Source organism: Kitasatospora sp. NPDC001539, from assembly GCF_040298565.1.
Taxonomy (GTDB): Bacteria; Actinomycetota; Actinomycetes; order Streptomycetales; family Streptomycetaceae; genus Kitasatospora.
The window spans coordinates 1-23,306 of the sequence record NZ_JBEPAK010000037.1; the positions used below are offsets into that span (position 1 = coordinate 1).

The 23,306-nt window shown below is 75.7% G+C and carries 22 protein-coding genes; 8 read left to right on the forward strand and 14 right to left on the reverse strand.

All coding sequences use genetic code 11. The annotated features are described in order from the left end of the window. Positions 1-127: 127 nt before the first annotated feature. Positions 128-1,027, reverse strand: coding sequence for a DUF1906 domain-containing protein (locus tag ABT247_RS09175; protein ID WP_350740389.1), 900 nt, complete (start codon positions 1,025-1,027; stop codon positions 128-130). A 341-nt stretch (positions 1,028-1,368) separates the two neighbouring features. Here ABT247_RS09175 and ABT247_RS09180 point away from each other — a divergent pair, with 341 nt between their 5' ends. The 3 genes from ABT247_RS09180 (at position 1,369) to ABT247_RS09190 (ending at position 4,888) form a co-directional block, all read left to right on the forward strand. Next, positions 1,369-2,430: a hypothetical protein gene (locus ABT247_RS09180; protein ID WP_350740392.1), complete on the forward strand. Its 1,062-nt coding sequence runs from the start codon at positions 1,369-1,371 to the stop codon at positions 2,428-2,430. An 86-nt stretch (positions 2,431-2,516) separates the two neighbouring features. Further along, entirely contained in the window at positions 2,517-4,058 is a 1,542-nt protein-coding gene (locus ABT247_RS09185) for a CYTH and CHAD domain-containing protein (protein WP_350740394.1), read from the forward strand. Positions 4,059-4,255: 197 nt separating this feature from the next. Next, a complete protein-coding gene (locus ABT247_RS09190) occupies positions 4,256-4,888 on the forward strand; it encodes a hypothetical protein (RefSeq protein WP_350740397.1) in 633 nt (210 codons plus the stop codon). Between the two features lie 11 nt (positions 4,889-4,899). Here the strand turns inward: ABT247_RS09190 and ABT247_RS09195 are convergent, their stop codons facing one another. The 6 genes from ABT247_RS09195 to ABT247_RS09220 all read right to left on the reverse strand — a co-directional run bounded on the left by ABT247_RS09195 (position 4,900) and on the right by ABT247_RS09220 (position 9,945). Beyond that, positions 4,900-5,535 (reverse strand): diguanylate cyclase, encoded by a 636-nt coding sequence (locus ABT247_RS09195; RefSeq protein ID WP_350740400.1) that lies wholly within the window; start codon positions 5,533-5,535, stop codon positions 4,900-4,902. A 70-nt stretch (positions 5,536-5,605) separates the two neighbouring features. Next, positions 5,606-6,568 carry an alpha/beta fold hydrolase gene (locus ABT247_RS09200; RefSeq protein WP_350740403.1) on the reverse strand — a complete coding sequence of 321 codons (963 nt, stop codon included), beginning with the start codon at positions 6,566-6,568 and terminating at the stop codon, positions 5,606-5,608. Then, positions 6,565-6,801, reverse strand: coding sequence for an acyl carrier protein (locus ABT247_RS09205; RefSeq protein ID WP_350740406.1), 237 nt, complete (start codon positions 6,799-6,801; stop codon positions 6,565-6,567). Before ABT247_RS09205 ends, ABT247_RS09200 begins: the two co-directional genes overlap by 4 nt. Positions 6,802-6,878: 77 nt before the next feature. Then, positions 6,879-7,919: a beta-ketoacyl-ACP synthase III gene (locus ABT247_RS09210; protein WP_350740409.1), complete on the reverse strand. Its 1,041-nt coding sequence runs from the start codon at positions 7,917-7,919 to the stop codon at positions 6,879-6,881. A gap of 173 nt (positions 7,920-8,092) precedes the next feature. After that, positions 8,093-8,707: a dihydrofolate reductase family protein gene (locus tag ABT247_RS09215; RefSeq protein WP_350740412.1), complete on the reverse strand. Its 615-nt coding sequence runs from the start codon at positions 8,705-8,707 to the stop codon at positions 8,093-8,095. Between the two features lie 146 nt (positions 8,708-8,853). Next, complete coding sequence (locus ABT247_RS09220; RefSeq protein ID WP_350740415.1) at positions 8,854-9,945, reverse strand: vWA domain-containing protein; 1,092 nt, start codon at positions 9,943-9,945, stop codon at positions 8,854-8,856. Positions 9,946-10,416: 471 nt separating this feature from the next. On the opposite strand from ABT247_RS09220, the gene ABT247_RS09225 reads away from it, so the two are divergent. Further along, on the forward strand, positions 10,417-10,623 hold the full coding sequence (locus ABT247_RS09225) for a hypothetical protein (RefSeq protein WP_350740417.1): 207 nt from the start codon (positions 10,417-10,419) through the stop codon (positions 10,621-10,623). Positions 10,624-10,639: 16 nt separating this feature from the next. Here ABT247_RS09225 and ABT247_RS09230 read toward each other — a convergent pair whose 3' ends face one another. Further along, positions 10,640-11,839 carry a PP2C family protein-serine/threonine phosphatase gene (locus ABT247_RS09230; RefSeq protein ID WP_350740419.1) on the reverse strand — a complete coding sequence of 400 codons (1,200 nt, stop codon included), beginning with the start codon at positions 11,837-11,839 and terminating at the stop codon, positions 10,640-10,642. 324 nt (positions 11,840-12,163) lie between these two features. Here ABT247_RS09230 and ABT247_RS09235 point away from each other — a divergent pair, with 324 nt between their 5' ends. Both ABT247_RS09235 and ABT247_RS09240 read left to right on the forward strand, forming a co-directional pair. Next, the gene (locus tag ABT247_RS09235) at positions 12,164-13,351 is read left to right on the forward strand and encodes a serine hydrolase domain-containing protein (RefSeq protein WP_502892415.1); all 1,188 of its coding nucleotides are present in this window, start codon (positions 12,164-12,166) and stop codon (positions 13,349-13,351) included. A 188-nt stretch (positions 13,352-13,539) separates the two neighbouring features. Then, positions 13,540-14,694, forward strand: a complete 1,155-nt coding sequence (locus tag ABT247_RS09240) for a YihY/virulence factor BrkB family protein (RefSeq protein WP_350740422.1) — start codon at positions 13,540-13,542, stop codon at positions 14,692-14,694. A 26-nt stretch (positions 14,695-14,720) separates the two neighbouring features. Here ABT247_RS09240 and ABT247_RS09245 read toward each other — a convergent pair whose 3' ends face one another. After that, positions 14,721-15,260, reverse strand: a complete 540-nt coding sequence (locus ABT247_RS09245; protein ID WP_350740424.1) for a hypothetical protein — start codon at positions 15,258-15,260, stop codon at positions 14,721-14,723. 275 nt (positions 15,261-15,535) lie between these two features. Between ABT247_RS09245 and ABT247_RS09250 the strand changes: the two genes are divergently transcribed. Next, positions 15,536-17,758 (forward strand): MMPL family transporter, encoded by a 2,223-nt coding sequence (locus ABT247_RS09250; RefSeq protein WP_350740427.1) that lies wholly within the window; start codon positions 15,536-15,538, stop codon positions 17,756-17,758. 116 nt (positions 17,759-17,874) lie between these two features. Further along, positions 17,875-18,321: a MarR family winged helix-turn-helix transcriptional regulator gene (locus tag ABT247_RS09255; protein WP_350740430.1), complete on the forward strand. Its 447-nt coding sequence runs from the start codon at positions 17,875-17,877 to the stop codon at positions 18,319-18,321. 9 nt (positions 18,322-18,330) lie between these two features. On the opposite strand, the gene ABT247_RS09260 is transcribed toward ABT247_RS09255, so the two are convergent. From ABT247_RS09260 to ABT247_RS09280, 5 genes are read right to left on the reverse strand one after another with little or no spacing between them, the layout of a single operon-like run. After that, positions 18,331-18,996, reverse strand: a complete 666-nt coding sequence (locus tag ABT247_RS09260; RefSeq protein WP_350740433.1) for an HAD family hydrolase — start codon at positions 18,994-18,996, stop codon at positions 18,331-18,333. After that, a complete protein-coding gene (locus tag ABT247_RS09265; protein ID WP_350740436.1) occupies positions 18,993-19,655 on the reverse strand; it encodes an HD domain-containing protein in 663 nt (220 codons plus the stop codon). The genes ABT247_RS09260 and ABT247_RS09265 overlap by 4 nt, the downstream gene beginning before the upstream one ends. 32 nt (positions 19,656-19,687) lie before the next feature. After that, positions 19,688-21,055 (reverse strand): solute carrier family 23 protein, encoded by a 1,368-nt coding sequence (locus ABT247_RS09270; RefSeq protein WP_350740439.1) that lies wholly within the window; start codon positions 21,053-21,055, stop codon positions 19,688-19,690. Next, entirely contained in the window at positions 21,052-21,855 is an 804-nt protein-coding gene (locus ABT247_RS09275; protein WP_350740442.1) for a hypothetical protein, read from the reverse strand. The genes ABT247_RS09270 and ABT247_RS09275 overlap by 4 nt, the downstream gene beginning before the upstream one ends. Next, positions 21,852-23,276, reverse strand: a complete 1,425-nt coding sequence (locus ABT247_RS09280; protein WP_350740445.1) for an MFS transporter — start codon at positions 23,274-23,276, stop codon at positions 21,852-21,854. The genes ABT247_RS09275 and ABT247_RS09280 overlap by 4 nt, the downstream gene beginning before the upstream one ends. Positions 23,277-23,306: the final 30 nt, after the last annotated feature.

A 23,306-nucleotide genomic window follows, 5' to 3' on the forward strand; every position in this document is an offset into this window, starting at 1 on the left:
CCTCCACGTCGCTCGTCCTATGTGGGGCGGCGGCGTCACCCGGCGTCGAGGCGCGCCCCCGACCGGGTCGGGGGCGGGCGGCGGAGGGCGGGGGCGGCGGGGCAGCGCCCGCCGCGGCCGGGGCGGCTCAGGCGTCGGCGGCGACCAGGCCGTCCAGTTGGTCGCGGTCGATGTTGAGCGTCACCCCTCCGTACGTCTCGTCGGCGCTGCCGCGGTACTGGTGGATGCGGTGGGCGGCCCACAGGTCGTCGGGCAGCCCGGCCTGTCCGTCGGTCGTGGGGCGTCCGTCCCAGCGGGCGTACCAGATCGCGTCGGGCATCGGGGCGCGGCCGGCCCGGGCGGCGGCGACGATGTCGGCGATGCCGGAGCTCATGCTGGAGTAGAAGCCCGAGCGGTACCCGGCCGCCCACAGCGTCCTGGTCCAGCCGACGGTGAAGTCGACCACCGCGGCGCTGCACACCGCGTCGCCCGTCGGGTAGGACTCGATGTCGAGGTAGACCGGGCTGCCCGGGCCCAGCCCCAACTCCTGCAGCGCCTGCGCGGCCTCGCCGGCCTCCTGGCCGCCCTGCTCCTCGGCCCGGGCCGGGTCGATCCGCAGCGGCTTGTCGTCGCGCTGGGCGCAGGGCGCCTGGAGCCCGACGTGCGTGGGCACCAGCTTCCAGCCCATCGCCCGGACCGTGGAGACCCACTGCGGCGTCAGCCGGGGCTGCTGGCAGCCGCGCTGGCTGCCGCTGGTGTAGATGTTGACCGCGCCGTAGGGCGAGGCGCTGCGCCAGACGTACAGGGCCTCGGCCGGCGGGGCCGAGCAGGCGTCGAAGCCGGCGCCGGTGTAGCGGTACTCCGGGGGTTGCGTCGAGCCGTCCAGCGGCAGGGCCGGCGGGGCGGGACGGACGGGCGCGGGGAGGGTGCGGGGGGCGGCCGCCCGGGCGGCGGCCGGCTGCCACCCGGCGGACGCGTGGCCGGGGACGGCGGCGGGGAGCAGGGCGAGCGGGACCGCCAGGAGTGCGGTCGGAAGGGGAAGGCGCATCCCCCCGTCCTAGCCGCCCGCCGCCGGGGCCCGGGCGCCATCGCGCCGACGCGCCGGGCCCGTTCACCCGGAATCACGACACGGTGCGCCGCCGCCCTCGACCGCGGCCGTGCGGCCGGTTCCGCCGAATCCCCGAGGCATGCCCCGGCCGGCCCGGCGCGCACCGCCGCGCGGGCGGCGCCCACTCCCCCGGGTCCCGCCCGTCCTCCGAATGCCCGGCCCCGGTGGCACTCGGCTGGCCGATGAGCAGGCTGGAGGAGTGCTGGAGGAGTTCAGCTGTCCCGGGCTCGACACAGCGGTGGGACCGACGCTCTCCCAGTTGTCCGCTCTCAGGAGGCCCGATGGCTCGCCCGTTCTCCCCCGGTCGCACCGCCGTGACGGCACCGGATCCCGCTCCCGGCCCCGCCGACGGTGCGTCACCCTCGCCCGCGCCGGCCGCCGCCGCGGCGCCCGAGGCGGCGCCCGGCGTGTCGCCCGGCGACGCCTTCGCCGTGACGATGCTGGAAGCGGCGGCGGCCCGCCCGGTCGAGGAGGTGGCCGACCTCCTGCACCACCTCGGCTCCGAACGGACCTCGCGTCTTGCGCCCGCCCTCCAGCGCGCGGTGGCCACCCGCCCGGTCGAGGACCTGGCGCGCCTGCTCGCGCTCCTGCGCCCGGATGCCCCCGCCAGTGCCGCGGAGATCCTGCGCGCGGCCGTCCTCACCCGCTCCGCCGACGACGTCGCCCGCCTCACCGCCTTGTTGGGCACCGATCCCGACAGCGGCATCCGGGACGCCCTGTGCGAGGCCGCGGCCCTGCGCCCGGTGGCCGACGTCGCCCACCTGACGCAGCTGCTGCACTCCATCCGCTCCGGAGCCAGCCCCGCCCACTCCCCCGCCCCCGCGGCGCCGCCCGGCCCGGGTGCCGAGGCCCCGGGCGGCGCCGGGGCCGACGCCGAGGACGAGGCGGCCGCGGCGGCCGGGGCGCGGGGCGGGCGCGGGCCCGTCGCCCGGCTGCGTCCGGCGCGCTCGCCGCTGCGGTGGTTCGCCGCCGCCGCGCTGGTGGCCAGCGGCGGCCTCCACCTGTCGATCGTCTCCCCCTACTGGGGCCAGAACCGGGCCGCGGACATCGGGTTCACCGCGCTCGCCGCCCTGTGCGTGGTCCTGGCCGTGGCCCTCGTGGTCCGCGACAGGCTGTGGCTGTGGATCGCCGCCGCCGTCACGGGCATGTCCACCGTCATCGGCTACGTGCTGTCCGACCGGCTCTTCGTCCTCGACCTCGGCAAGACGCTGACGCCCTGGCAGAGCCGGCTGGGGCTGGCCACCCTCGCCTGCGCCGCGACCCTGATCGCGCTGACGCTCCTGCTCGCCGCCGGCCGCAGACGCCGCCGCCCGGCCGGCCCCGTGCGCAGCGGCGCCGTCTGAGCCCCCGGGCGGCGGCCGTGTGCGGGCCCGGCGAACGTTCGCCGGGCCCGCACATGCCCGCGCCCGTTGCGGGCACGCGCAGGCACATGGGCACACAGCATGTGGAGACGGAGCGAAAGTACGACGGCGCCGCGCTTCCGCGGCTCGACCGCCTGCCGGGCGTTGCCGCTGTGCGGGACGCCGCGCCCCAGGACCTGGACGCGGTCTACTACGACACCGCCGACCTGCGCCTGCTGCGCCGGCACATCACCGTGCGCCGGCGCGGCGGCGGCGAGGACGCCGGCTGGCACCTCAAGCTGCCGCGCACCGGCGACGAGCGCGAGGAGGTCCGCCTGCCGGCGCCGCCCGGCGGCGGCGAGGTGCCGGCCGAGCTGGTGCGGCTGGTCGCGGCCTTCACCCGCGGCGCCGCGCTGGTGCCGGTGGCGCACCTGCGCACCCACCGTCGCCGGGTGCTGCTGCGCGACGAGCGCGAGGAGGTCCTCGCGCAGGTCACCGAGGACCGGGTCGCGGCCCAGGCCCTCGGCGTGGACGGCGGGAGCACCACCGAGGTCGGCGGATGGACGGAGTTCGAGGTCGAGCTGGACCACGGCACGCCGGAGCTGCTGGACCGCGTCGAGGCGGTGTTCACCGACGCGGGACTGGCCCGCTCGCCCTGGCCCTCCAAACTCGCCCGGGCCCTGGACGGGACGCGCGCGGCCGGGGCCGGCTCCGCCCCCCGGGTGGCCGCCCAGGCCCCCGGATCGGCGGGCGCCCTGGTCATGGACGGCTTCCGGGCCCAGCTGGAGGCGCTGCTGGCCCTGGACGCGGCCGTGCGCCTGGGCCGCGCGGACTCCGTGCACCAGATGCGGATCACCGCCCGCCGGCTGCGCAGCCTGCTCAAGGCCCACCGGCGGCTCTTCCGGCGCGGGAGCACCGAGGCGCCGGCCGCCGAACTGCGCCGGCTGGGGCGGCTGCTCGGCCGGGCCCGGGACCAGGAAGTGCTCGGCGAGACGCTGGTGGACCAGCTGGACGCGGTGCCCGCCCGGCTGCGCCGGGGCGCCCTGCGCGGCCGGCTCACCGAGCGCTACGCCCAGGGCTACCGCACCGCCTGGCGCCAGGTGGTCGCCGAACTCGACGGCGCCCGCTACTACGCCCTGCTGGAGCGGCTCGACGCCTTCGCCGCCGACCCCCCGCTGCGCCGGCGCCGGGCCGGGCGGGACGCGCGCCGCTACGCGCGCGAGGTCCTGCGGCGCGAGCAGCGCCGCACGCTCAAGCGCCTGGACCGGGCGCTGGGCCTGGAGCCGGGCCCGCGGCGCGACCTGGCCCTGCACGGCGCCCGCAAGGCCGCCAAGCGCGCCCGCTACACCGCCGACCACGCCCAGTCGCAGGTCCCGCGGCGTTCGGCGAAGCGGGCGGCGCGCTTCGCGGGCCGGATGAAGGACCTGCACAAGGTCCTGGGCGCCCACCAGGACAGCGTGGTGGCCCGGCAGGAGCTGATCGCCCTGGAGGGCCGGGAGGCCGGCGCCGAGCAGGACGCCTTCGCCTACGGGGTGCTCCACGAACGCCAGCGGCACGCCGCCGAGGCCGCGCAGCGGCGCCTGCCGGAGCTGCGCCGGCGGGCGGGGCGCCGCAAGCTCACCCGGCTGTGACCGCGCCGGGCGCGGCGGCCGCGCCCGGCGTCCGCACCCCCGGCCGCGGCGCCCCGGGCGTGGTGCCGCGGCCGGGGGCCGGTGGGAGGACGCCGTTCTGACGTATCATCTGTCGATCTTGGAAGGCCGGTGCGGCCGCCGGCGCCCCGTGCGGGCGGGGCGGGCGCCGGCGATCGTCACGAACGGGGGAGTTGCGCATGACCGTGCACACCGGTGCCGCCGCGAGGGGGCTGGGCCTGGGCCTGGCGTCGATCCTGCTGGGGGGCGCGCTGAGCGCCTGCGGCTCCAGCCCGGTCACCGGGGCGCTGGCCGGCACCGTCGCGCAGCAGTGGGTGGACTTCCCGACCGTCCTCGCCGACGAGAGCACGGTCAAGCAGACCCTCCCGGACCCGGCGACCATGCCCGGCTGGAAGTCCCACCGCAAGGAGGTGGACACGGCGGACGGCACCGAGGAGGACTGCCCCGGCTGCAAGCTCTCCGGCACCGTCGACTTCGAGGCCTCGGGCGCCAAGGCCTCCTTCATGATCACCACCTTCGCCGGCTCGTCCCAGGCGACCGCCTACCTCACGACGACCACGAAGAAGGCCGGACAGAACGCCTCCCCGATCCCGGTGGCGACCATCGGCAACGAGACCCACGCCTTCAGCGGCACGTTCGACAGCGACACCGGCGACGTCATCCTCATGCGCGTGGGCACCGTCGTCGCCGGCGTCATGACCACCGGCCCCTCCGACGTGCCGAGGCTGCAGAAGATGGCGACCATGCTCGCCCGGCGCATCGAACAGAGCGCCGCCGGCCAGCACGCCGACGCCGCCCTCGACACCGCCTGAGCCCCAGCCCCTCACCGCGCCGCCCGGCCCCGGCGGGCGGCGCGGGCGCAGCGCAGCAGTTCCTCGCCGTAGGGCAGCGCGACGAACGCGGTGGTGGCGGCGGCGAAGCCGGCCAGGTAGCGGGCGGGCAGGGGGTGGGGCTTGGGGTTGAGGCGCCAGGCCCGGCGGGTGTCGCCGCCGCGGGCCAGGGAGCGGACCTGGTCCCAGTGCAGGCAGGCGGTGAAGGCGACGGCGGTGAGCGGGAGCACTTCCAGGAAGCTGTGGATGTGCTGCTCGAGCGGGGTGACGTCCCGTCGGCCGGTGGCGATGGTGACGTCCCACAGGGCGGTGGCGCCGTGGGCGAGGGCGGCGGCGCCCATGGTGGCGAGGACCAGGGGGTTGATCTCGGCGACCAGGCCGAGGACGACCGGGGCGCCGGCCTCGGCCATCATCAGGGCGTGGACGAGGGATTCCCGCACGCCGCTGGTGTCCTCGATGTCGGAGCGGCGGTGCATGACCCAGTCGCCGACGGCCGGGGCGAACCACAGCGGCAGCACCCCGTAGAGGAGGAAGCGCCGGCTGGCGTTCTCCACGTCGTCGGCGGGGCCGGTGGTCAGCTCCGGTGCGGCGCGCCACCGCCGCCAGGGGCGGGTGGGGGTGCGGGGCATGGACTGGTCCTCTCGTCCGGGCGGGTCCCACGGGCCCACCGCGCCCGGTCGGCGCGGGGGCGGGGGGGGTTCAAGACGGGCTCTGAGCGGGGTACGCGAAGTCCAGGTCGTCGAGCGGTTCGTCGTGCAGGAACCGCAGGACGAGGTGGGCGTATTCGGCGTCGCGTTCCAGGTGGGCCATGTGGTCGGCCTCCTTGAGCAGGACCAGGGTGGAGCCGGTGATGGTGCGCGCGACGTCCCGGTTCTGCCGCGGGGAGGTGGTGATGTCGTGCTCGCCGGTGAAGACCAGGGCGGGCACGCCGGTGATGCCGCCGTGCGGGATGAGAGCGCGGTCCAGGACGCGGCGGTGGCACGCCGCGTGGCGGCGCGCCTGGCGCCAGGTGGTGCGCAGCGCCTGCTTGCGCAGCAGCCGCTGGACGGCGGCGGACTGCTGGACGCGGTGGTGTTCGTCGGTGTTGACCAGGTAGCGCACCAGCCGGTCGGCGTAGGTGCCGTTCGCCGGGCAGGCGCCGTCCAGGGATTCCCCGGGGCCGGGGGCGGTGGCCTCGATGTGGCGGACGGCCTCGCGCAGGAAGTCCCGCATGGTGCCGGTGACCCGGTGGGTGGTGCCGGCCAGCAGCAGGCGGCTGACCCGGTGCGGGCAGCGCTGGGCGATCCGGTAGGCGATCGGTGCTCCGTAGGAGGCTCCCAGGACGTTGACGCGCGGCAGGCCGAGGGCGTCCAGCAGGTGCAGGGCCGCGGCGGCCAGGGTGTCGAAGCCCTCCTCCTCGGGCAGGTCGTCGGCGGTGCCGGTGCCGGGCAGGTCGGCGAGGATCACCGGGGTGTGGGGGGCGATGCGCCGTTCCAGCCGGGGCCACGCGTACATGTCCTGCAGGGCGCCGCCGAGCAGCAGGAGGGGTTCGGTGCCGGGGCGCGGGTTCCGCCAGTCCTGCGGGAGCGGTCCGGCGTGCACGATCCGGCAGCCGTAGCCCATGCCGTGCCAGCGCAGGCGGTGGAGGTCCTCGGCGGGCTGGGGCGGGGCCGGCGGTGTCATCCGCGGCACTCGGCGTGCCGGCCGATCAGTGCGGCGAGGTCGTCCACGGTCCTGGCGGCGGCCAGGTCGTCCTCGCTGATGTCCACGCCGAAACGGTCCTCCAGGTGGAGGGAGAGCACCACCAGGGCCATGGAGTCGACGCCGGCGCTGGCGAGGGGGGCGTCGGGGGTGACGGGCCCGGAGGGCAGGCCGCACCGGGCCGTCAGGATCTCTTTGACTTGCTCGAACGTCACGGGCGTTTCCCTCCGAGGGGGCGGGCGGCCGGCTCACGGGTGCGGCGGCCGGTGGGTGGGGTGGGCCGGGCGGCCGGTCAGGGCAGGCGGGCGCTGAGCCCGGCGGGCCACACCAGGGTGGTGGCCGCCCAGGCCAGGCCGCTGCCGAAGGCGACCAGCAGGACCTTGTGGCCGGGTTTCAGCTCGCCCTGGTCGGCGGCGTGGGCCAGCAGCAGCGGCACGGAGGCGGCCGCGGTGTTGCCCACCTGCGCGATGTTGGACGGGGCGTGCGCCGCGGGGATGCCCAGGGTGTCGGCGACGGTGGCGGTGATGCGCTGGTTCGCCTGGTGGGCGATCAGGCGGTCGACGTCGCCGATCCCCCAGCCGGCCGCGGCGGCCGCCTGCCGGGCGGCGGCCGACATCCGGCGCACGGCGTGCCGGAAGACCTCGTTGCCGCGCATCTGCACGAAGTGCTCCTCGGGGGCGGCCAGGTGGCGGCGGTGGCGCTCGCGGGCACCGCCCGCGGGGACGGCGATGGCATCGGAGAGGGAGCCGTCGCTGCCCCACACCACCGGGCCCAGCGCCCCCTCGGCGTGCGGCGGGCCGGCCTCCAGGACGGCGGCGCCGGCGCCGTCGCCGAAGATCGGCGCGGTGGCCCGGTCGGCGGGGTCGACGAGGGAGGTCATCGTCTCGGCGCCCACCACCAGCACCCGCTGGGCCGTGCCCGCGGCGATCAGGCCGGCCGCGACGGTGCAGGCGTACAGGAAGCCGGAGCAGCCCGCCATGACGTCGAAGGCGGCCACGGCGGGCAGGCCCAGGCGGTGGGCGACCCACGGGGCCGTGGCCGGGCAGGGGCGGTCGGGGGTGTTGGTGGCCAGCACCAGCGCGTCCGCGCCGCAGACTCCGGCGGAGGCCAGGGCGCGGGCCGCGGCCTCCACCGCCATGTCCCCCGTGGCGACGGGCGGTTCCGCGATCCGGCGTTCGGCGATGCCGATGCGCTCGCGGATCCACTGGTCCGAGCTGTCGATGCGGGTGCACAGCTCGCTGTTGGGAACGCGGCGCGGCGGCAGCCACGCCCCCAGCCCGGTCAGGACGGCGGCGGTGCGGCCGCGGTCCGTGGCCCCGGGGGTGTCGGTCACGGGTGCTCCCTCGTTCGGACGGATGTGCACGTGGGAAGGCGGAGCGGCCCTGCTGCCGAACCGGCCGGGCCCGCCGGTCAATTCATAGAGGAGCGCCGCTGACGGCGGCGCCCCTGCCACACCGGGAGGCGGTGGCTGCCCCCCGAAAAGCGGAGCGCCCGGGGCCGGTGCCGTCAGAGCACGTCGTAGACCAGGTGCGTGGCGGTCGTGGTCGCGACGGCGCTGCGCCGTTTCAGGGTGCGGGGCACCGCGCCGGTGAACAGCGGGGTGCCCGAGCCCAGCACGACGGGTGCCAGGTGCAGCGACAGGGTGTCGACGAGTGCGGCGTCCAGGGCCGAGCGGATCAGGGCGGCGCCGCCCATGAGGACGACGTCGAGGTCGGTGCCGGTGCGCGCCGAGGCGGCTTCGGCGCGCCGGCGGGCGGCGGTGACGGCGTCGGACAGGCCGGTGGTGACGAAGGTCCAGTCGAGGTCGCCGAGGCGCACCGTGCGCGGCGGGGTGCTGGTGACGACGACGAGGGCGGGTTTGCCGACCTCGCCGGCGCCGTAGCCGGTGTCCTCGTTCCAGCCCTGGGGCCCGTCGACGATGTCGAAGAGCCGGCGGCCGAGGACGACGGCGCCCGAGCGGCGGGTCGCTTCGGCCAGGAGCCGCCGGTCGTCGGGGTCGTCGGAGAACGCCCAGGCGTGCAGGGCCTCGCCTCCGGTGCCCAGGCCGTTGTCCGGGCCGGGGTCGGGCCCGGTGACGAAGCCGTCGAGGGAGAGGGAGATGTCCGCGATGATCCGAGTCATGTCAGGTGGACCCGATCCGTCGGCCGAACTCGTCGCTCATCCCCGGAGTATGTGACCGCCGTCACGCTCTCTTCAAGGGCCCACGCCGCCGTTCACCGACACGGACGCCGCGGGCGGCGCGGGCCGGCCGCGGGCCGCGGGGCGGCCTACAGGAGGACGAGGAGCTTGGTGCCCGGCACCAACTTGCGGTTGACGGACGTCGATTGGACGAAGACGGTGTACGACGGGTTCTCGCCGGGGCGGACGGTGGCCTCCGCGGCGGGCAGGCCGAGGAGGCGGCGGGCCGCCGGGCCCGAGAAGACCCTGCCGGTCATCCGGCCGGTCGCCGGGTCCTTCTCCGCCACGGCGAGCTGCTTGCCGCCCTGGATCTTCTCGCGCTTGGACAGTTCGTAGAAGGCGCAGCCGGTGGTGTAGGCGTGGCCGGCGCTGGTGACGAAGTCGCGGATCGGGGTCGGCTGGTCGACCGGGATCAGGATGTACTTGCCGGTGTCGAGGGCGGCGAGGTTGGCCTTCACGTCGGCGGTGTTCAGGTCCTGGCCCATGGCGAAGAGGTTCCGGGTGCCGCGCACGCCCTTCTCGCGGCCGCGCAGGAAGCTGGTGGCGGCGCTCTTGACGGTGCCGATGGCCTCCTCGACGCCCTGGCTGGAGTCGGCGTCCCAGATGGCGATGTTGCCCGCCGGGAAGCCGTACTCCTGGGCGGTGCGCTTGGCCAGGGAGTTGGGGACGAGGATGGCCGAGGTCCAGTGGTCGGGCAGGTCGTCCATGGCGGTGCGGATGCGGCCCATCCAGCCCTGGAGGACGGCGGTGCCCCGCCCGTCGGGCATGTGGATGTGCATCTGGCCGCTCTCGGAGCAGCCGGAGGCGTTCTCCTCGCCGTCGGTGACGACGACTTGGAGGAAGGAGTGCTCCCCGTAGCCCTCCCAGATGTTCTTCAGGTCGTCGACGGACTTCACGGCGGCCTCGATCAGTGCCGTCGCCCCGTTGTCGACCCGGTAGAGGCCGCGCAGGGACGGCAGGTGCTTGACGTCCATGTCCCAGACGAGGTTCTGCACTTCGTGGTCGAACGCGTAGAGGCTGATGCGGGTCTCGTGGCCGAGCCGGTCGGATTCCTCCTGGAGGCCCTTGACGAACTCGTCGACCACCCGGATGAGTTGCTCCTGGTGCTGGCGCATCGAGCCGGATTTGTCGACCACCAGGGAAACGTGGTTGACCTTGTGCTTGATCCGGTTCCCGGACATGCTCCACCCCTTTTTTTCCGACGCTTTCGCGGGCGCCTTTCCGGCGCCTTTCCGGCGTTCCCTCCGACGTTGTGACCACGGTATGAGGAGGCACTGACAGTGCGTCGGGGGCAGGGCCCGAGGGGCGGTGGTGCGCGGCCGGGGCGCGGTTCGGCGAGGGCGCGCCGGCGGGTGGCGGCGGCGGTGCGGCACCCGGGTGGGCGGTGCTGCGGGCCGGCGGCCCGCCGTGCCGCATGGCGCCGATCCGGCGTTCCGGCGCCCCAGCGCCCCGGTGTCGCGGTGGCGCGGAGGCCGGGCCGCCCGGTGCGCGGCCCGCGGGCGGGCGGGTGGCGGCGGGGCCGGGGGGATGCGGCCGGCACGTCGCGGCCGCGGGATTCCCGCGTCGGCGGAGCGGGCTGACCGGCTGCCCCCGGGACGGTGCGCGGCGGCAGTAGCCTGGAGAGTTGGCCACGTTCCACATCGGAGGCGAGGGTGTCCACGACGACTCGGCCGAACCATGAACTGCAGACGATGGGCGACCTGTTCGCGCTGCCGGGCGAGCCCGGGCCGCCCGAGGTCCAGGACCGGGCGCGGCGCGCGGTGGCGGCCCGGGCCCGCGGCGTCGAGGACTGCCGGCTGCTGCTGGAGGCCCTGGGGCTGCTGAACCGGACGACCCCGGACGCCGGGGCCGGGCCGTAGGGGCGCGCCGGGGCGCTCAGGGCCCGGGGCGGCGCGGGTGCCACTCCACCAGGGCGATGGTGGCGTCGTCGCGCAGCCGGTGGTCCTGGTGGGTGACCAGGACGTGGATGAGGCGGCGCAGGGCCTCGGGCGCCGGGTCGCCGCCGGCCATGTGCTGGACGAGGGTGTCGGTCAGCCGGCGCTCCCCGAAGAGCTCGCCGGAGGCCGAGCGGGCCTCGGTGACGCCGTCGGTGTAGACCAGCAGCCGGTCGCCGGGCTGCAGCCTGGCGTGGTGGACGGACTGCGGCCCGTCCTCGTGGAAGCCGAGGCCGAGCGGCAGTTCGGCGCGCCGGCGCAGGGCGTCCGCGACGACGTGGCCCTCGCGGATGAGCAGGGGCGGCGGATGGCCGCAGTTGACCCAGGACAGTTCGCCGGTGGCCGTGTCGAGGTCGGCGATCACCGCGGTCATCAGGCGGTCCGGGATCCAGCGGGCCAGCGCGCGGTCGATGGTCCGGGCGATGTCGGCCAGCCCGCCGCCGGCCCGCCGGGTGGAGCGGCAGGCGGCCAGCGCGACGGAGCTGGCGCCGCCGGAGGCGAGGTCGTGGCCCATCGCGTCGAACACGGACACGTGCAGGTGCCCGCCCGCCACCGCGTGGTCGAAGGCGTCCCCGCCCACGTCGTAGGCCGGTTCCAGGACGGCGCTGGAGGTGACGTCGCGGGTGCCGATGGTGCGCGGCGGCAGGAACGCCCACAGCAGTTCGGCCTGCAGGCTCATCCGGTGCTCGCGTCCCACGTCGACGAGCACGTCGCTGTACGCGCTCTTGGACACCACCAGCAGGGCGACCAGCGCCGCCAGCGCCTCGCAGCGGGCGGTGGTGCGGGGCTCCCCCGCCGCGCCCTCGATCCGCAGCACGCCGATCCGCTCGACGCCGTCGACCAGCGGGAACCAGCCCACCGCGGGCGTCGCGGCGGAGAGCTGGGTCTGCTGCAGCCGGTAGGCGCGCCCGCCGAGCGTCCCCTCGACGTCGACCCGCTCCCCGGGCGGCCCGTCCCAGGGCTCGGGCAGCGGGACGAGGTGGCGCTGCTGGACGTCGGCCAGGTAGACCCGGGCGCCGTCCGCGCCCAGGGCGCGGGCCGCCTCGCGCACCAGGCCGGGCAGCTCGGCCGGCCCGCTCCCCCGGGAGCAGTCCAGCAGGTGCGCCAGCACGCCGCCCAGCACCGCGTCCTCGCAGCTCACGCCGCACACCTCCGGTCGGCTCGTCCACCTGCCCGGCCACGGCCGCCGCGCGCCGCCGCGCACGGGCCGGGGCCGCCGTCCCCTTCCCCTTTTCTCCCATGATCCGGGCGAGGCGCGCGGTCGGCGCCCGGTGCGGACGGACGCCCTGCGGGGATCGGCCGGGATCGGCCGGGCGGGTCACGGTCCGGGGCCCGGTGTTTCCCCGCGGCGGCGGGGGGTGATTCCTTGCGGCCGGGGCGGCGGGCGTTGTCCGCCGCCGGATCACCGTCGGAGGGTTTCCCCGTGTCGCTGCTGTCGTGCCGTCGTGGAGGTGGGGCCGCCGTTGTGGCCGCCGCCTCGTTGCTCACCGCCTCACTGGTCACCGGGGCCGCCGGGCCCGCCGCCGCAGGAGGCGGTGTGGGCGCTGCGGGCGGTGCCGGCGCCGTGGCCGGGCAGGACGGGGAACGGGGGCTGCGGCAGCGCCTGCAGGAGCTGGTGGACCGCCCGGACGGCCCGCCCGGGGCGATCGCGGTGCTGCGCGACGGCGAACGGGTGCGGGTGTTCCGCGCCGGCGTGGCCGAGGTCGGCACCGATCGGGCGCCCCGGATCGACGACCACATGCGCCTGGCCAGTGCCTCCAAGGCCTTCAGCGGCGCGGTCGCCCTGCGGCTGGTCGACTGCGGGCTGCTCGCCCTGGACGACACCCTCGCCCAGCGGCTGCCCGCCCTGCCGGCCGCCTGGGGCGCCGTGACCCTGCGCGAGCTGCTCAACCACACCAGCGGCCTGCCGGACTACAGCGAGGCGCCGGCCTTCGTCGAGCAGATCCTCGCCGACCCCCATTACGTCTTCGTCTCCCGCCACCTGCTGGACTTCGTCGCCGACCAGGGCCTGGAGTTCACCCCCGGCACGCAGTACCACTACTCCAACTCCGACAACATCGCCGTCGCCCTGATGGCCGAGGCCGCCACCGGTCAGCGCTACGAGGACCTGCTCGCCGCCGAGGTCTACCGGCCGCTGGGGCTGACAGGGACCAGCCTCCCCTCCGGCTACGAGCTGCCCGAGCCCTACCTGCACGGCTACGACGTGCAGCCGCCCGAGCCGCCGCAGGACGTCAGCACCCGGTTCGGCGCCTCCGGCGCCTGGGCCTCGGGCGGCATGGTCTCCACCCCCCGCGACTTCAGCACCTTCGCCGCCGCGTGGGCCGGCGGCCCGCTGATCAGCGACGCCGCCCGGCGCGAGCAGCGGACCTTCGTCCCCGGCGCCTCCCAGCCCGCCGGCCCCGGCACCAACCGCGCCGGACTGGCGATCTTCGAGTACGCCACCCGCTGCGGGGCCGTGTACGGGCACACCGGCAACACCGCCGGCTACACCCAGTTCGGCGCGGGCACGGCCGACGGGCGGCGCAGCGTCACCGTCAGCGTCACCGAGCAGGTGAACGCGACGGCCAACCCCGACCTGCTGGCCCACCTGCGGGCCGTCGAGGAGGACTTCGTCTGCGCCCTGCTGTCCGACCGGCCCGACCGGCGCGGCTGACCGGGCGGTGCGGCTGACCGACCGGCGCGGCTGAGCGGGCGAGGCGGGGGCCGGGCCGGTGCCGTCCAGCGGGCCGGGGTGCCGGACGGTGGGGTGCCGGGCGGTGGCCGGCGGCGCGAGGGGTAGGCGCGACTGCGAACGACCCGTGGCGGACCGGCTTTGCGGCCGGACGGCGAGGGAGAGCGGACATGAACCCCATCGAACGCGCCCTGCGCGCCGTCGACCGCGCCCAGCAGCGCCACACCGCCCCGGGGCTGGTCGTCGGCGTGGTCAAGAAGTACGGCGACGACCGCTGCGGCCTGCTCGCCGCGCTGATCACCTACTACGGGTTCGTCGCGCTCATCCCGCTGCTGCTGTTGCTGAGCACCGTCCTCGGCTTCGTCCTCCACGGGCACCCGGACGTCCAGAGGTCCGTCGTCAACTCGGCGCTCGCCGACTTCCCCATCGTCGGCGACCAGCTGCGCCAGAACGTCCACTCCGTCCAGGGCAGCGGGCTGGCCCTGGTCATCGCCCTGCTGGGCCTGCTGTACGGCACGCTCGGCGTGGCGCAGGTCCTCCAGCACGCCATGGCCGAGATCTGGAACGTGCCGGGGGTGGTGCGCCCCGGCTACTGGCCGCGCCTGGCCCGCAGCCTGCTGCTGTTCGCCGTCCTGGCCGTCGGCCTGCTGCTGGCCACCGCCGCCGCCACCCTCGTCACCCTCACCCTCGGCGGCCCGGCCGCCCGCGTCGGCGGCCTGATGCTGTCCGCGCTGGTCAACACGGCCCTGTGCCTGGCCTGCTTCCGTGTGCTGACGCCCAGGACCGTCCCCACCCGCGCCCTGCTGCCCGGCTGCGGGCTCGCCGGGCCCCTGTTCACCGTGCTGCAGGCCTTCGGCGCCCTGCTGGTGGCCCACCAGCTGCGCCACGCCACGGCGGTCTACGGGTTCTTCGCCACCGTCATCGGCCTGCTGTCCTGGCTCTACCTGAACGCGCAGATCGCCGTGTACGCGGCCGAGGTGAACGTGGTCCTGCACCGGCGGCTGTGGCCGCGCAGCATCCTGCAGCCCCCGCTCACCGGGCCGGACGAGGAGGTCCTGGGCTCCATCGCGCGGCAGGAGGAGCGCCGTCCGGAACAGCGCGTCGACGTCGACTTCACCGACGACGGCGGAAAGGACGGCGACGGGAACGGCGGCGGAAAGGACGGCGACGGGAACGGCGGCGGGAAGGACGGCGACGGGGGCGGCGGCGGGAAGGACGGCGACGGGGGCGGCGGCGGGAAGGACGGCGACGGGGGCGGCGGCGGGAAGGACGGCGACGGGGGCGGCGGGGGCCCGCGCCCGCGGGAGGGGCCGCCGGGCGGCTGACCGCGGCGCGCGGCGCGGCCCCGGGGTCAGTCCTGCTCGAGCTCGGCCAGGGCGTCGGTGACCAGGCGGGTGGCGAAGTCGCGGTCGCCGCCGGTCATCCGGTTGATGTGTTCGGCCAGGAGGGCGGCGACGGCTTCCAGCGGGTTCATCTCCGCTTCCGTCCAGGGGCCGTACTGGGCGCGCCAGAGGTTGGGGCTCAGGCCGGTGCCGGCGGCGACGAGCAGGGCGGCCATGGTGGGGATGACCTCGGGGCGGAAGGTCCTGGGCATCATGCGCATCGTGGCGACGAGGGTGGCGACCGCGTGTTCGACGACGTCCTCGTCGCGCTGCTCGTGGAGCGAGCGCAGCCAGTTCATGTACACGTAGATGAGGGTGCAGGTGCCGTCCAGGAGCTCGTGGAGCCCGGTGGGGCCCAGGGAGGCGGCGAAGTGGGCGACCATCCGCTGCTGTTCGGGGTCCGAGCCGGACTTCCCGTCGTAGACGGCCCTGAGCCGGGAGTCGATGACCATGAGCGCCGTGCTCACGTCGCCGACGGGAGCGTAGTGGGGGTCGCAGGGCGATGACATCGGACGCCTCCTCCAACGGTCACAGCTGGTAGCCGGGGACGTTCGCAGGGTAGTGGGGCCGGTCGGGCGGTGTCCGGCGAACGCGGACTTCGCCGGCCGATGGGCGCCCACCAGCGGCGGCGCCGCGGGCACCGGGGGCGGCCGGCACCGGAGCCTGGGCCGGGCGGAGGCCGTCGGGGCGATTACCGGGCGGTACCGGTGGCGGGCGGCGCTCGTGCGGGGACACTGCGCCGGTTCGGCGCACCGCCGTGCAGGCCAGATCCCGGGAGCCGTCCATGCCGCCGTCCGCCCGCCGTGTGCCCCCGGCCGCCGCCCGGCCGGGCGGGCGCGCCGTGCTGCGCCGTCTGGGTTCGTGGTGCGCGCGCCACTCACTGGTGGTCATCGTGCTGTGGATCGTCGCCCTCGCCGGGATCCAGGCCGCCAACAAGAGCGTCGGCGGGACGTACTCCGACGACTTCTCGCTGCCCGGCACCCAGGCGCAGCAGGGCAAGGACGTGCTGCAGGCCCACGAGCCGGCCGCCGCCGGCACCAGTTCGCAGGTGGTGCTGCACGACGCCGGGCAGCTGACCGGTTTCCAGCCGCAGATCGCCCAGGCCGTCTCCTCGCTCCAGCAGCTGCCGCACGTGCTGTCGGCGCAGAACCCGCTGCCGCCGCCGGGGCAGAGCGCCCCGCCGGGCGGGCCGCTGTCCGCGGACGGGCTGACCGGGTACATCACGGTGCGGTTCGACACCGCTCCCGCGCTGCTGGGCACCGGCTACCTGGCGGGGGTGGACGCGGCCGTGGCGCCGCTGCGCCAGGCGGGGGTGCAGGTGGAGTACGGGGGGCCGCTGGGCGAGTTGGCCCGGCCGGCGCCGGACGACCGGGCCAGCGAGGTGATCGGGTTCGCGGTGGCGGTGGTCGTGCTGCTGGTGGGTTTCGGCAGTGCGGTCGCGGCCGGACTGCCGCTGGTGACGGCGCTGTTCGCGGCGGTGGTGGGGCTGGGGGTGCTGGGGCTGGTGGCGGCGCTGTCCACGTTCGCCACCGTGGCGCCCACCCTGGCGACCATGATCGGTATCGGGGTGGGCATCGACTACGCGCTGTTCCTGCTGACCCGGCACCGGCAGAACCTGATGGACGGGGTGGATCCGGTCGCCTCGGCGGGGCAGGCGGTGGCGACCAGCGGGCGGGCGGTGCTGGTGTCGGGCTGCACGGTGATCATCGCGTTGTCGGGGCTGTCGGTGTCGGGGATCTCCTTCATCGCCAAGCTCGGGGCCGCGGCGGCCGTCACCGTGGTGTCGGCGGTGCTGGGCGCGCTCACGCTGCTGCCGGCGCTGATGGGGCTGATCGGGCCGCGGATGGACCGGGTCGCGGTGCGCCGTCCGGTGGCGGAGGCCGCCGGGGGCGGGGAGGGCGGCTGGGACCGCTACGCGCGGCGGGTGGAGGAGCACCCCTGGCGGTACCTGGTGGCGGGGGTGGTGGTGCTCGTGGTGCTGTCGGTGCCGCTGCTGTCCATCCAGCTGGGCCACATCGGCGACGGCGCCGACTCCACCGACTTCACCGACCGGCGCGCCTACGACCTGATGTCCCAGGCCTTCGGGCCGGGGTCGAACGGGCCGCTGACCGTGGTCGTCGACCAGGGCGCGGTGCCCGCCGGGGCGCGGGCGGGCCTGCAGTCCTCGCTGCAGCAGGCCCTGGCCGGGACGCCCGGCGTCGCGAGCGCCACGGCGCTGCAGGCCAGCCCGGACGGCGTGGTGCTGTTCGACACCGTCATCCCGGTCGGCGCCCCGCAGGAGCGCGCCACCACCGACCTGGTCAACCACCTGTCGGACACCGTGCTGCCGGACGCGGCGGCCGGCAGCGGCGCGAAGACCTATCTGACCGGCAACACCGCGGCGCAGGTCGACTTCCTGGACATCGTCTCCAGCCGGCTGGTCCTGATCATCGCGGTGGTGGTGGGGCTGGCCTTCCTGATCATCCTCGCCGTCTTCCGCGGTCTGCTGGTCGCCGTCAAGGCGGCGGTGCTCAACCTGCTCTCGATCGCGGCCTCGTACGGGGTGGTGGTGGCGGTCTTCCAGTGGGGCTGGGGCGGGCCGGCCCTGGGGGTGGCGGGGAAGGTCCCGATCGAGAGCTACGTGCCGATGATGATGTTCGCGATCGTGTTCGGGCTGAGCATGGACTACGAGATCTTCCTGCTCTCGCGGGTGCACGAGTTCTGGCTGCGCACCGGGCACAGCCGGGACGCGGTCGCGCACGCGCTGGGGATCACGGCGCGGGTGATCTCCTGCGCGGCGCTGATCATGGTCAGTGTGTTCGCGGCGTTCATCGTCAGCGACAACGTCGTGATCAAGATGATGGGCCTGGGGCTGGCGGTCAGCGTGCTGGTGGACGCCACGGTCGTGCGGCTGCTGCTGGTGCCGGCGGTGATGACGCTGCTCGGGCCGGCGGCCTGGTGGACCCCGCGGTTCCTGGACCGGGTCCTGCCGCACATCGACACCGAGGGGCGCGGCGGGATGCCGTAGGCGGGCGGCTCCGGGGGCCGGCGCAGCGGTCGCGGGCCCTGCGGCACCTCCGGGTGCTTCGGGCACGCACCGCCCGGGCCGGGGGAAGCGTGTTCCGCGCACGCTAATCTGGTGGGGTGACCACTGCGACGGGACATGAGATCGCCGAGGCCCTGGGGCTGCTGCTGCGCCGCAGCACCCGGGCGGGCCTGCACGCCCAGCTGACCGACGGCCTGGGCGAGGCCGTCGACGACCTCACCTACCCGGTGCTCAGCGGCCTGGCGCGCACGGGGGCGTGCAGCGCCGCCGACCTCGGCCGCGAGGTCGGGCTGGACCGCACCACGGTGACCCGCCGCGCCGACCGGCTGGAGGAGGCCGGGCTGCTGCGGCGCGAGGCCGACCCGGGCGACCGGCGGGCGACCCTGCTCGTCCTCACCGGGGCCGGGCAGGAGGTGGTGCGGGCGACCCGGGAGCGTCTGGCGGACCGCATCGAGGGCTCGCTCGCCTCCTGGCCGGCGGCGGACGCCCGGGCCTTCGCCCGGCTGCTGCGGCGCTTCGTCGACGAGGGGCCGTTCCAGGCCTGAGCCCCGCGTTCAGCCGGTGGGGGCGAGGATGCGGGCGACGGCGGCGGGGAAGGTGGGGGCGAGCCAGGTGGGGGCGGCGGCGCGCAGGCGGGATGCGCGGTGGTGGCCGTAGGTGACGGCGATGGAGGGCATGCCGGCGGCGGTGGCCATGTGGAGGTCGTTGACGGTGTCGCCGACCATGACCGCGTCGGCGGGGCGGTGGCCGAGGCCGGTGGTGATCAGCAGGCCGGCGTCGGGGGCGGGTTTGGGGCGGGCCACGGCGTCGGCACCGACGACCAGGGCGAAGTGCTCGCGCACCCCGGCCGCGGTCAGCAGGGTCTCGGCGCTGGCGGTGAGCATGTTGGTGGCCACCGCGAGGGTGAGGCCGTGGGAGCGCAGGCGGGCCAGGCCCCGCGCGACTCCGGGGTAGAGCAGCGCGGGGGCCCGGGGCACCACCTGTTCGCGGTAGAGCGCCAGGTAGCCGCGCACGGCGGCGGTGACGGCCCGGGAGTCGGCGGGTGCGTCGAGCAGGTGCGCGAAGGCCTCGGCCAGGGGGCGGCCGATGGTGGCGCGGATCGCCCGGGGGGTGGTGCCGTGGACGCCGAGGGCGGTGAGGGTGGCGGCGGCGGTGTCGACGACGGTGGAGGCGGTGTCGAGCAGGGTGCCGTCGAGGTCGAACAGGGCGAGCGCGGTCACGGCGCGGGGGGCTCGTCGGCGCGCGGAACCCAGCCGTTGTCGGCGCCGGTGCGGATCAGGGTCTGGGCGTAGGCCCACAGGTCGGCGGAGGAGTCGCCGATGACGGACTTGCGGGCGCGCACGTCGGCGTCGGTGACGCCGGGGGTGCGCCAGGTGCCGCCCTTGTTGCCGTAGTTGAGCAGCAGCGGCTGGAGGCGGTCCATGGCCTTGGCGAAGCGGGCTTCGGCGCTGGTGCGTTCCTCGAACTCGTCCCAGATGGCGCGGAAGCGGTCGCGCTGGTCGTCGGGGAGGATGGCGAAGAGCTTGTCGGCGGCGCGGCGTTCGCGTTCCTCCTGGTCGGCGGCGGCCGCGGTGTCGTAGAGGAAGGTGTCGCCGGCGTAGATCTCGACCAGGTCGTGGAGGATGACCATGGCGAGGGCCTTGACCGGGTCGACCGGCTCGTCCGCGTACTCGGCGAGGACCAGGGTCATCAGGGCGAGGTGCCAGGAGTGTTCGGCGTCGTTCTCGCGCCGGTCGGCGGCCAGCAGCGGGCTGCGCCGGAAGACGTTCTTGAGCTGGTCGACCTCGATGATGAACTCGATCTGGCGGCGCAGCCGTTCGGGGGTGCCCTCGGGCTGGGGTACGGATACGGCGAAGGCCGGGGTGTCGTCGTGGGGCACGGTGCCTCCCTGGGGCTGGTGGTGATGGTGCGTCAGAACTGGAGGTACTGCAGGAGGATACTGGCGGCCAGGACCAGGGTGGTGGCCCACAGTGCCGGGTGGAGGGGTTTTCGGCCCGCGGCGCGCAGCAGGGCGCTGGTGGCGAAGGCGGCGGCCATGGCCTGGTCGATGGCCAGGGTGGCGATGGTGACGGCGGCGGCGACGGCGGTGGCGGCCGGGGTGAGGCGGTCGCCGCGGGTGGGGCGCAGTGCGGTGAGCATTTTGATCGCGACGAAGACCAGGGCGCCGGTGGTGGCTTCGACGGGGATGTGGGCGAGGGCGGGGGCGAAGAAGAGGCACAGGAGCAGCAGGAGGCCGGTGGTGACGGCGGCGAGGCCGCTGCGGGCGCCGGCGCGGATGCCGACGGCGCTCTCGACGAAGGCGACGAAGCTGGAGGAGCCGGTGGTGGCGGCGGCGATGGTGGCGCCGGCGTCGATCAGCAGGGCCTGGCGCATGCCGGGGACTTTTCCGGTGCGGTCCTGCAGCGGGGTGTGGGCGGTGAGGCCGACGACCTTGGCGATGCTGCCGAAGAAGTCGAGGGCGAAGAGGACCAGGATGACGCCCCAGGTGCCGGGGTCGGCGATGACGGTCAGGTCGAGGTGGAGGAGGGCGGCGCCGGCGCCGTCGAGGTGGTGGCCGGGGTTCGTGGTGGCGATGCCGCCGGTGGCGCAGACGGCGGTGGCGGTGAGGATGGCGGCCGGGACGGCGGCGGCCTTGGGGCCGTGGCGGTCCAGGAGCAGGGCGGTGGCCAGGCCGGTGTAGAGGGCGAGGGCGGGGGTGGCGGTCCAGTCGCCGGTGCCGGTGGGGTGTCCGTGGGAGGTGTGCAGGATGTGGGCGATCTGCAGGCCGATCAGGGCGATGAAGACGGCGACGGCGGCGGTGAGGGCGGTGCGCAGTTCGGCGGGGATGGCGTCGATGACGGCTTCGCGCACGCGCAGCAGGGAGACGGTGAGCATGGCGACGCCGGACCAGAAGACCATGCCGAGGGCTTGGGGCCAGGTGTGGGCGAGGGTGCCGACGACGGAGAAGGCGATGACGGAGTTCATCTCCATGCCGGGTGCGACGGCGAGGGGCAGGCGGGCCCACAGGCCCATGGTGATGGTGGCGAGGCCGCCGACGGCGGCGGTGGCGAGGAAGGCGGCGGTGCGGGGGATGCCGGCCTGGCTGAGGACGGCGGGGTTGACGATGACGATGTAGGACAGGGCGAGGAAGGTGGAGGTGCCGGCGAGGATCTCGCGGGGCCAGGTGGTGCCGCGGGCGGTGAGGTGGAAGTAGCGGTCGAGGGTGGTGGGGCCGGCGGGGGCGGGGGGTGCGGGGCTGCGGGCGGCTCGGGGGGTGCGGGGGCGGCCGGTGGGGGTCACGGGCGGGTGCCCTGGGGTGGGACGGTGGCGACGGGGGCGATGGTGTCGCCGACGTCGCCGAGGACGAGGTGGGCGTCGTCGTCGGGGCTGACGGCGTAGTACTTGTGGTTGAGGACGCCGGATATGTGGCCGACGTGGAGGGTCAGGTGCAGGCCGAGGTGTTCGGCGTGGCGGCCCAGGGCGAGGGCGCCCTGGTGGGTGGAGTGGCAGGTGAAGACGTCGACGGTGGCGCCGGGGCGCAGGGCGAGCTGCATCATGGCCATCAGGGTGACGCCGCTGGCGACGACGCCGTCGACGATGACGACGCGCTCGGCTCGGGAGGGCAGCCATTCGTCGACGCCGACGACCAGTCCGTCGGCGAGGGGGATGCGTTTGGCCTGGGGGGTCCAGCGGCGGTGCTGGTCGGTGATGCCGAGGTGGTCGGCGAGGATGCGGCCCTCGCGTTCGGGGGCGATGACGGCGGTGCCGGGTTCGGCGGCGCGTTGGGCGGCCTGGACGGGCAGGTGGGCGTAGATGTCGAGCAGGGCCCGTAGGTAGCGGGTGCGGTCGGCGGGTCGGGGGGCGGGGAGGTTGGCGATCTCGGCGATGGTGGCCATGGCGTCGGCGATGGCCGGGTGGTGGGTGGAGGCGACGCGGACGGTGTCGGGCAGGGGGCCGCTGCGGTGCAGGGCGGCCAGGGTGGGGGCGCTGAAGTGCACCAGGTGGCCGAAGTAGGTGTCGTAGTGCTTTTCGAAGCCGGCCACGGCATCGCGTGTCTCGGTGGGCAGGTCGGCTCGGTTGAGCAGGTGGGAGCGGTTCACGGCTGTCCTCCGGCCCGGGTGGTCGAGGGGGTGGTGGGGTGCTGGTCGGTGGCGGGTGCCTGGGTGTCGCGCGCGAGGAGGGCGAGGGCCAGGGGTGCGGCGGCGGTGGCGATGGCGGCGGTGACGAGGAAGGTGCGGGTGAAGTCGGCGGTGGCGGGGTGTTCGCCGTGCAGCAGGACCAGGACGGCCAGGCCCACGGATCCGCCGGTGTACTGGGCGGTGGTGATCAGGGCGCTGCCGGTGCTGTTGCTCTGCGGTGGCAGGTCGCGGGTGCCGGTGATGAACATGCCGGTGAAGGCCATGCCCTGGCCGAGGCCGCTGAGCAGCAGGCCGGGCAGGACGCCGGTGGCGTAGCCGCTGTGCAGGCCGACGGCGGCGGCCAGGACGGCGAGTCCGGCGGCGCCGGTGAGGAAGGCCGCGGCGAGCAGGCGGCGCAGTGGGATGCGCCCGGCCAGGCGGCCGGCGGCGGTGTTGCCGACGACGATGGTGGCGGCCAGCGGGAGGAAGGCGGTGCCGGCGGCCAGGGCGCTGTAGTCGCGTACGTCCTGGAGGTAGAGGGTGACGAGGTAGAACTCGGCGCCGAAGCTGGCCATGTACAGCGCGGCCGTGGCGCAGGCGACTTGGAGGGTGCGCACGCGCAGCAGGGAGGCGGGCACGAGGGGGCGGCGGCGGCGCTGGCTGTGGGCGAGCAGGGTGGCGGCGGTGAGGGCGACGGCGAGGGCGGTGGCCAGGAGGGGGGTGGAGGGGTGGCTGCGGGAGAGTTCGGTGAAGGCCAGGACGACGGCGACGACGGTGGTGCAGGCGGCGAGGGTGGCCGAGGTGGCGACGGGGGTGCGGGTGGGGCTCTTGGCGGGGGTGAGGGCGCGGCCGGCGGCGAGCAGGCACACGGCGGTGATGGGCAGGTTGATCCAGAAGATCCAGGGCCAGGAGGCGGTGGCGAGGATGGCGCCGCCGGCGGTGACGCCGAGGGCGAGGCCGACGGCGCCGGTGGTGCCCCAGATGCTGACGGCGCGGTCGCGGGCGGGGCCGGCCGGGTAGGCGGTGCTGAGCAGGCCGAGGGTGGCGGGCACGAGGAGGGCGGCGGCGACGCCCTGTCCGAGGCGGGCGGCGATGAGCGGGGCGGCGGAGTCGGACAGGGCGGCGCCGGCGGAGGAGGCGGCGAAGAGGAGTTGGGCGGCGAGGAAGATCCGGCCGGGGCCGAAGGCGTCGGCGAGCTGGCCGCCCAGTAACAGGCAGCCGGCGAAGAAGATGGCGTAGGCGCTGACGATCCACTGCAGGGCGATGGTGGAGAAGTGCAGGCTCGCCCCGATGTCGGGGAGCGCGACGTAGATGATGGAGAAGTCGAGCGCCACGAGCAGTTGGGCTCCGGCGAGTGCGGTGAGCAGGCGGGGCCCGGGGGTCGGGTGGGCAGGAGCGTGCACGGCGGGTCGGCCTCCGTCGGGGTGTCGTGG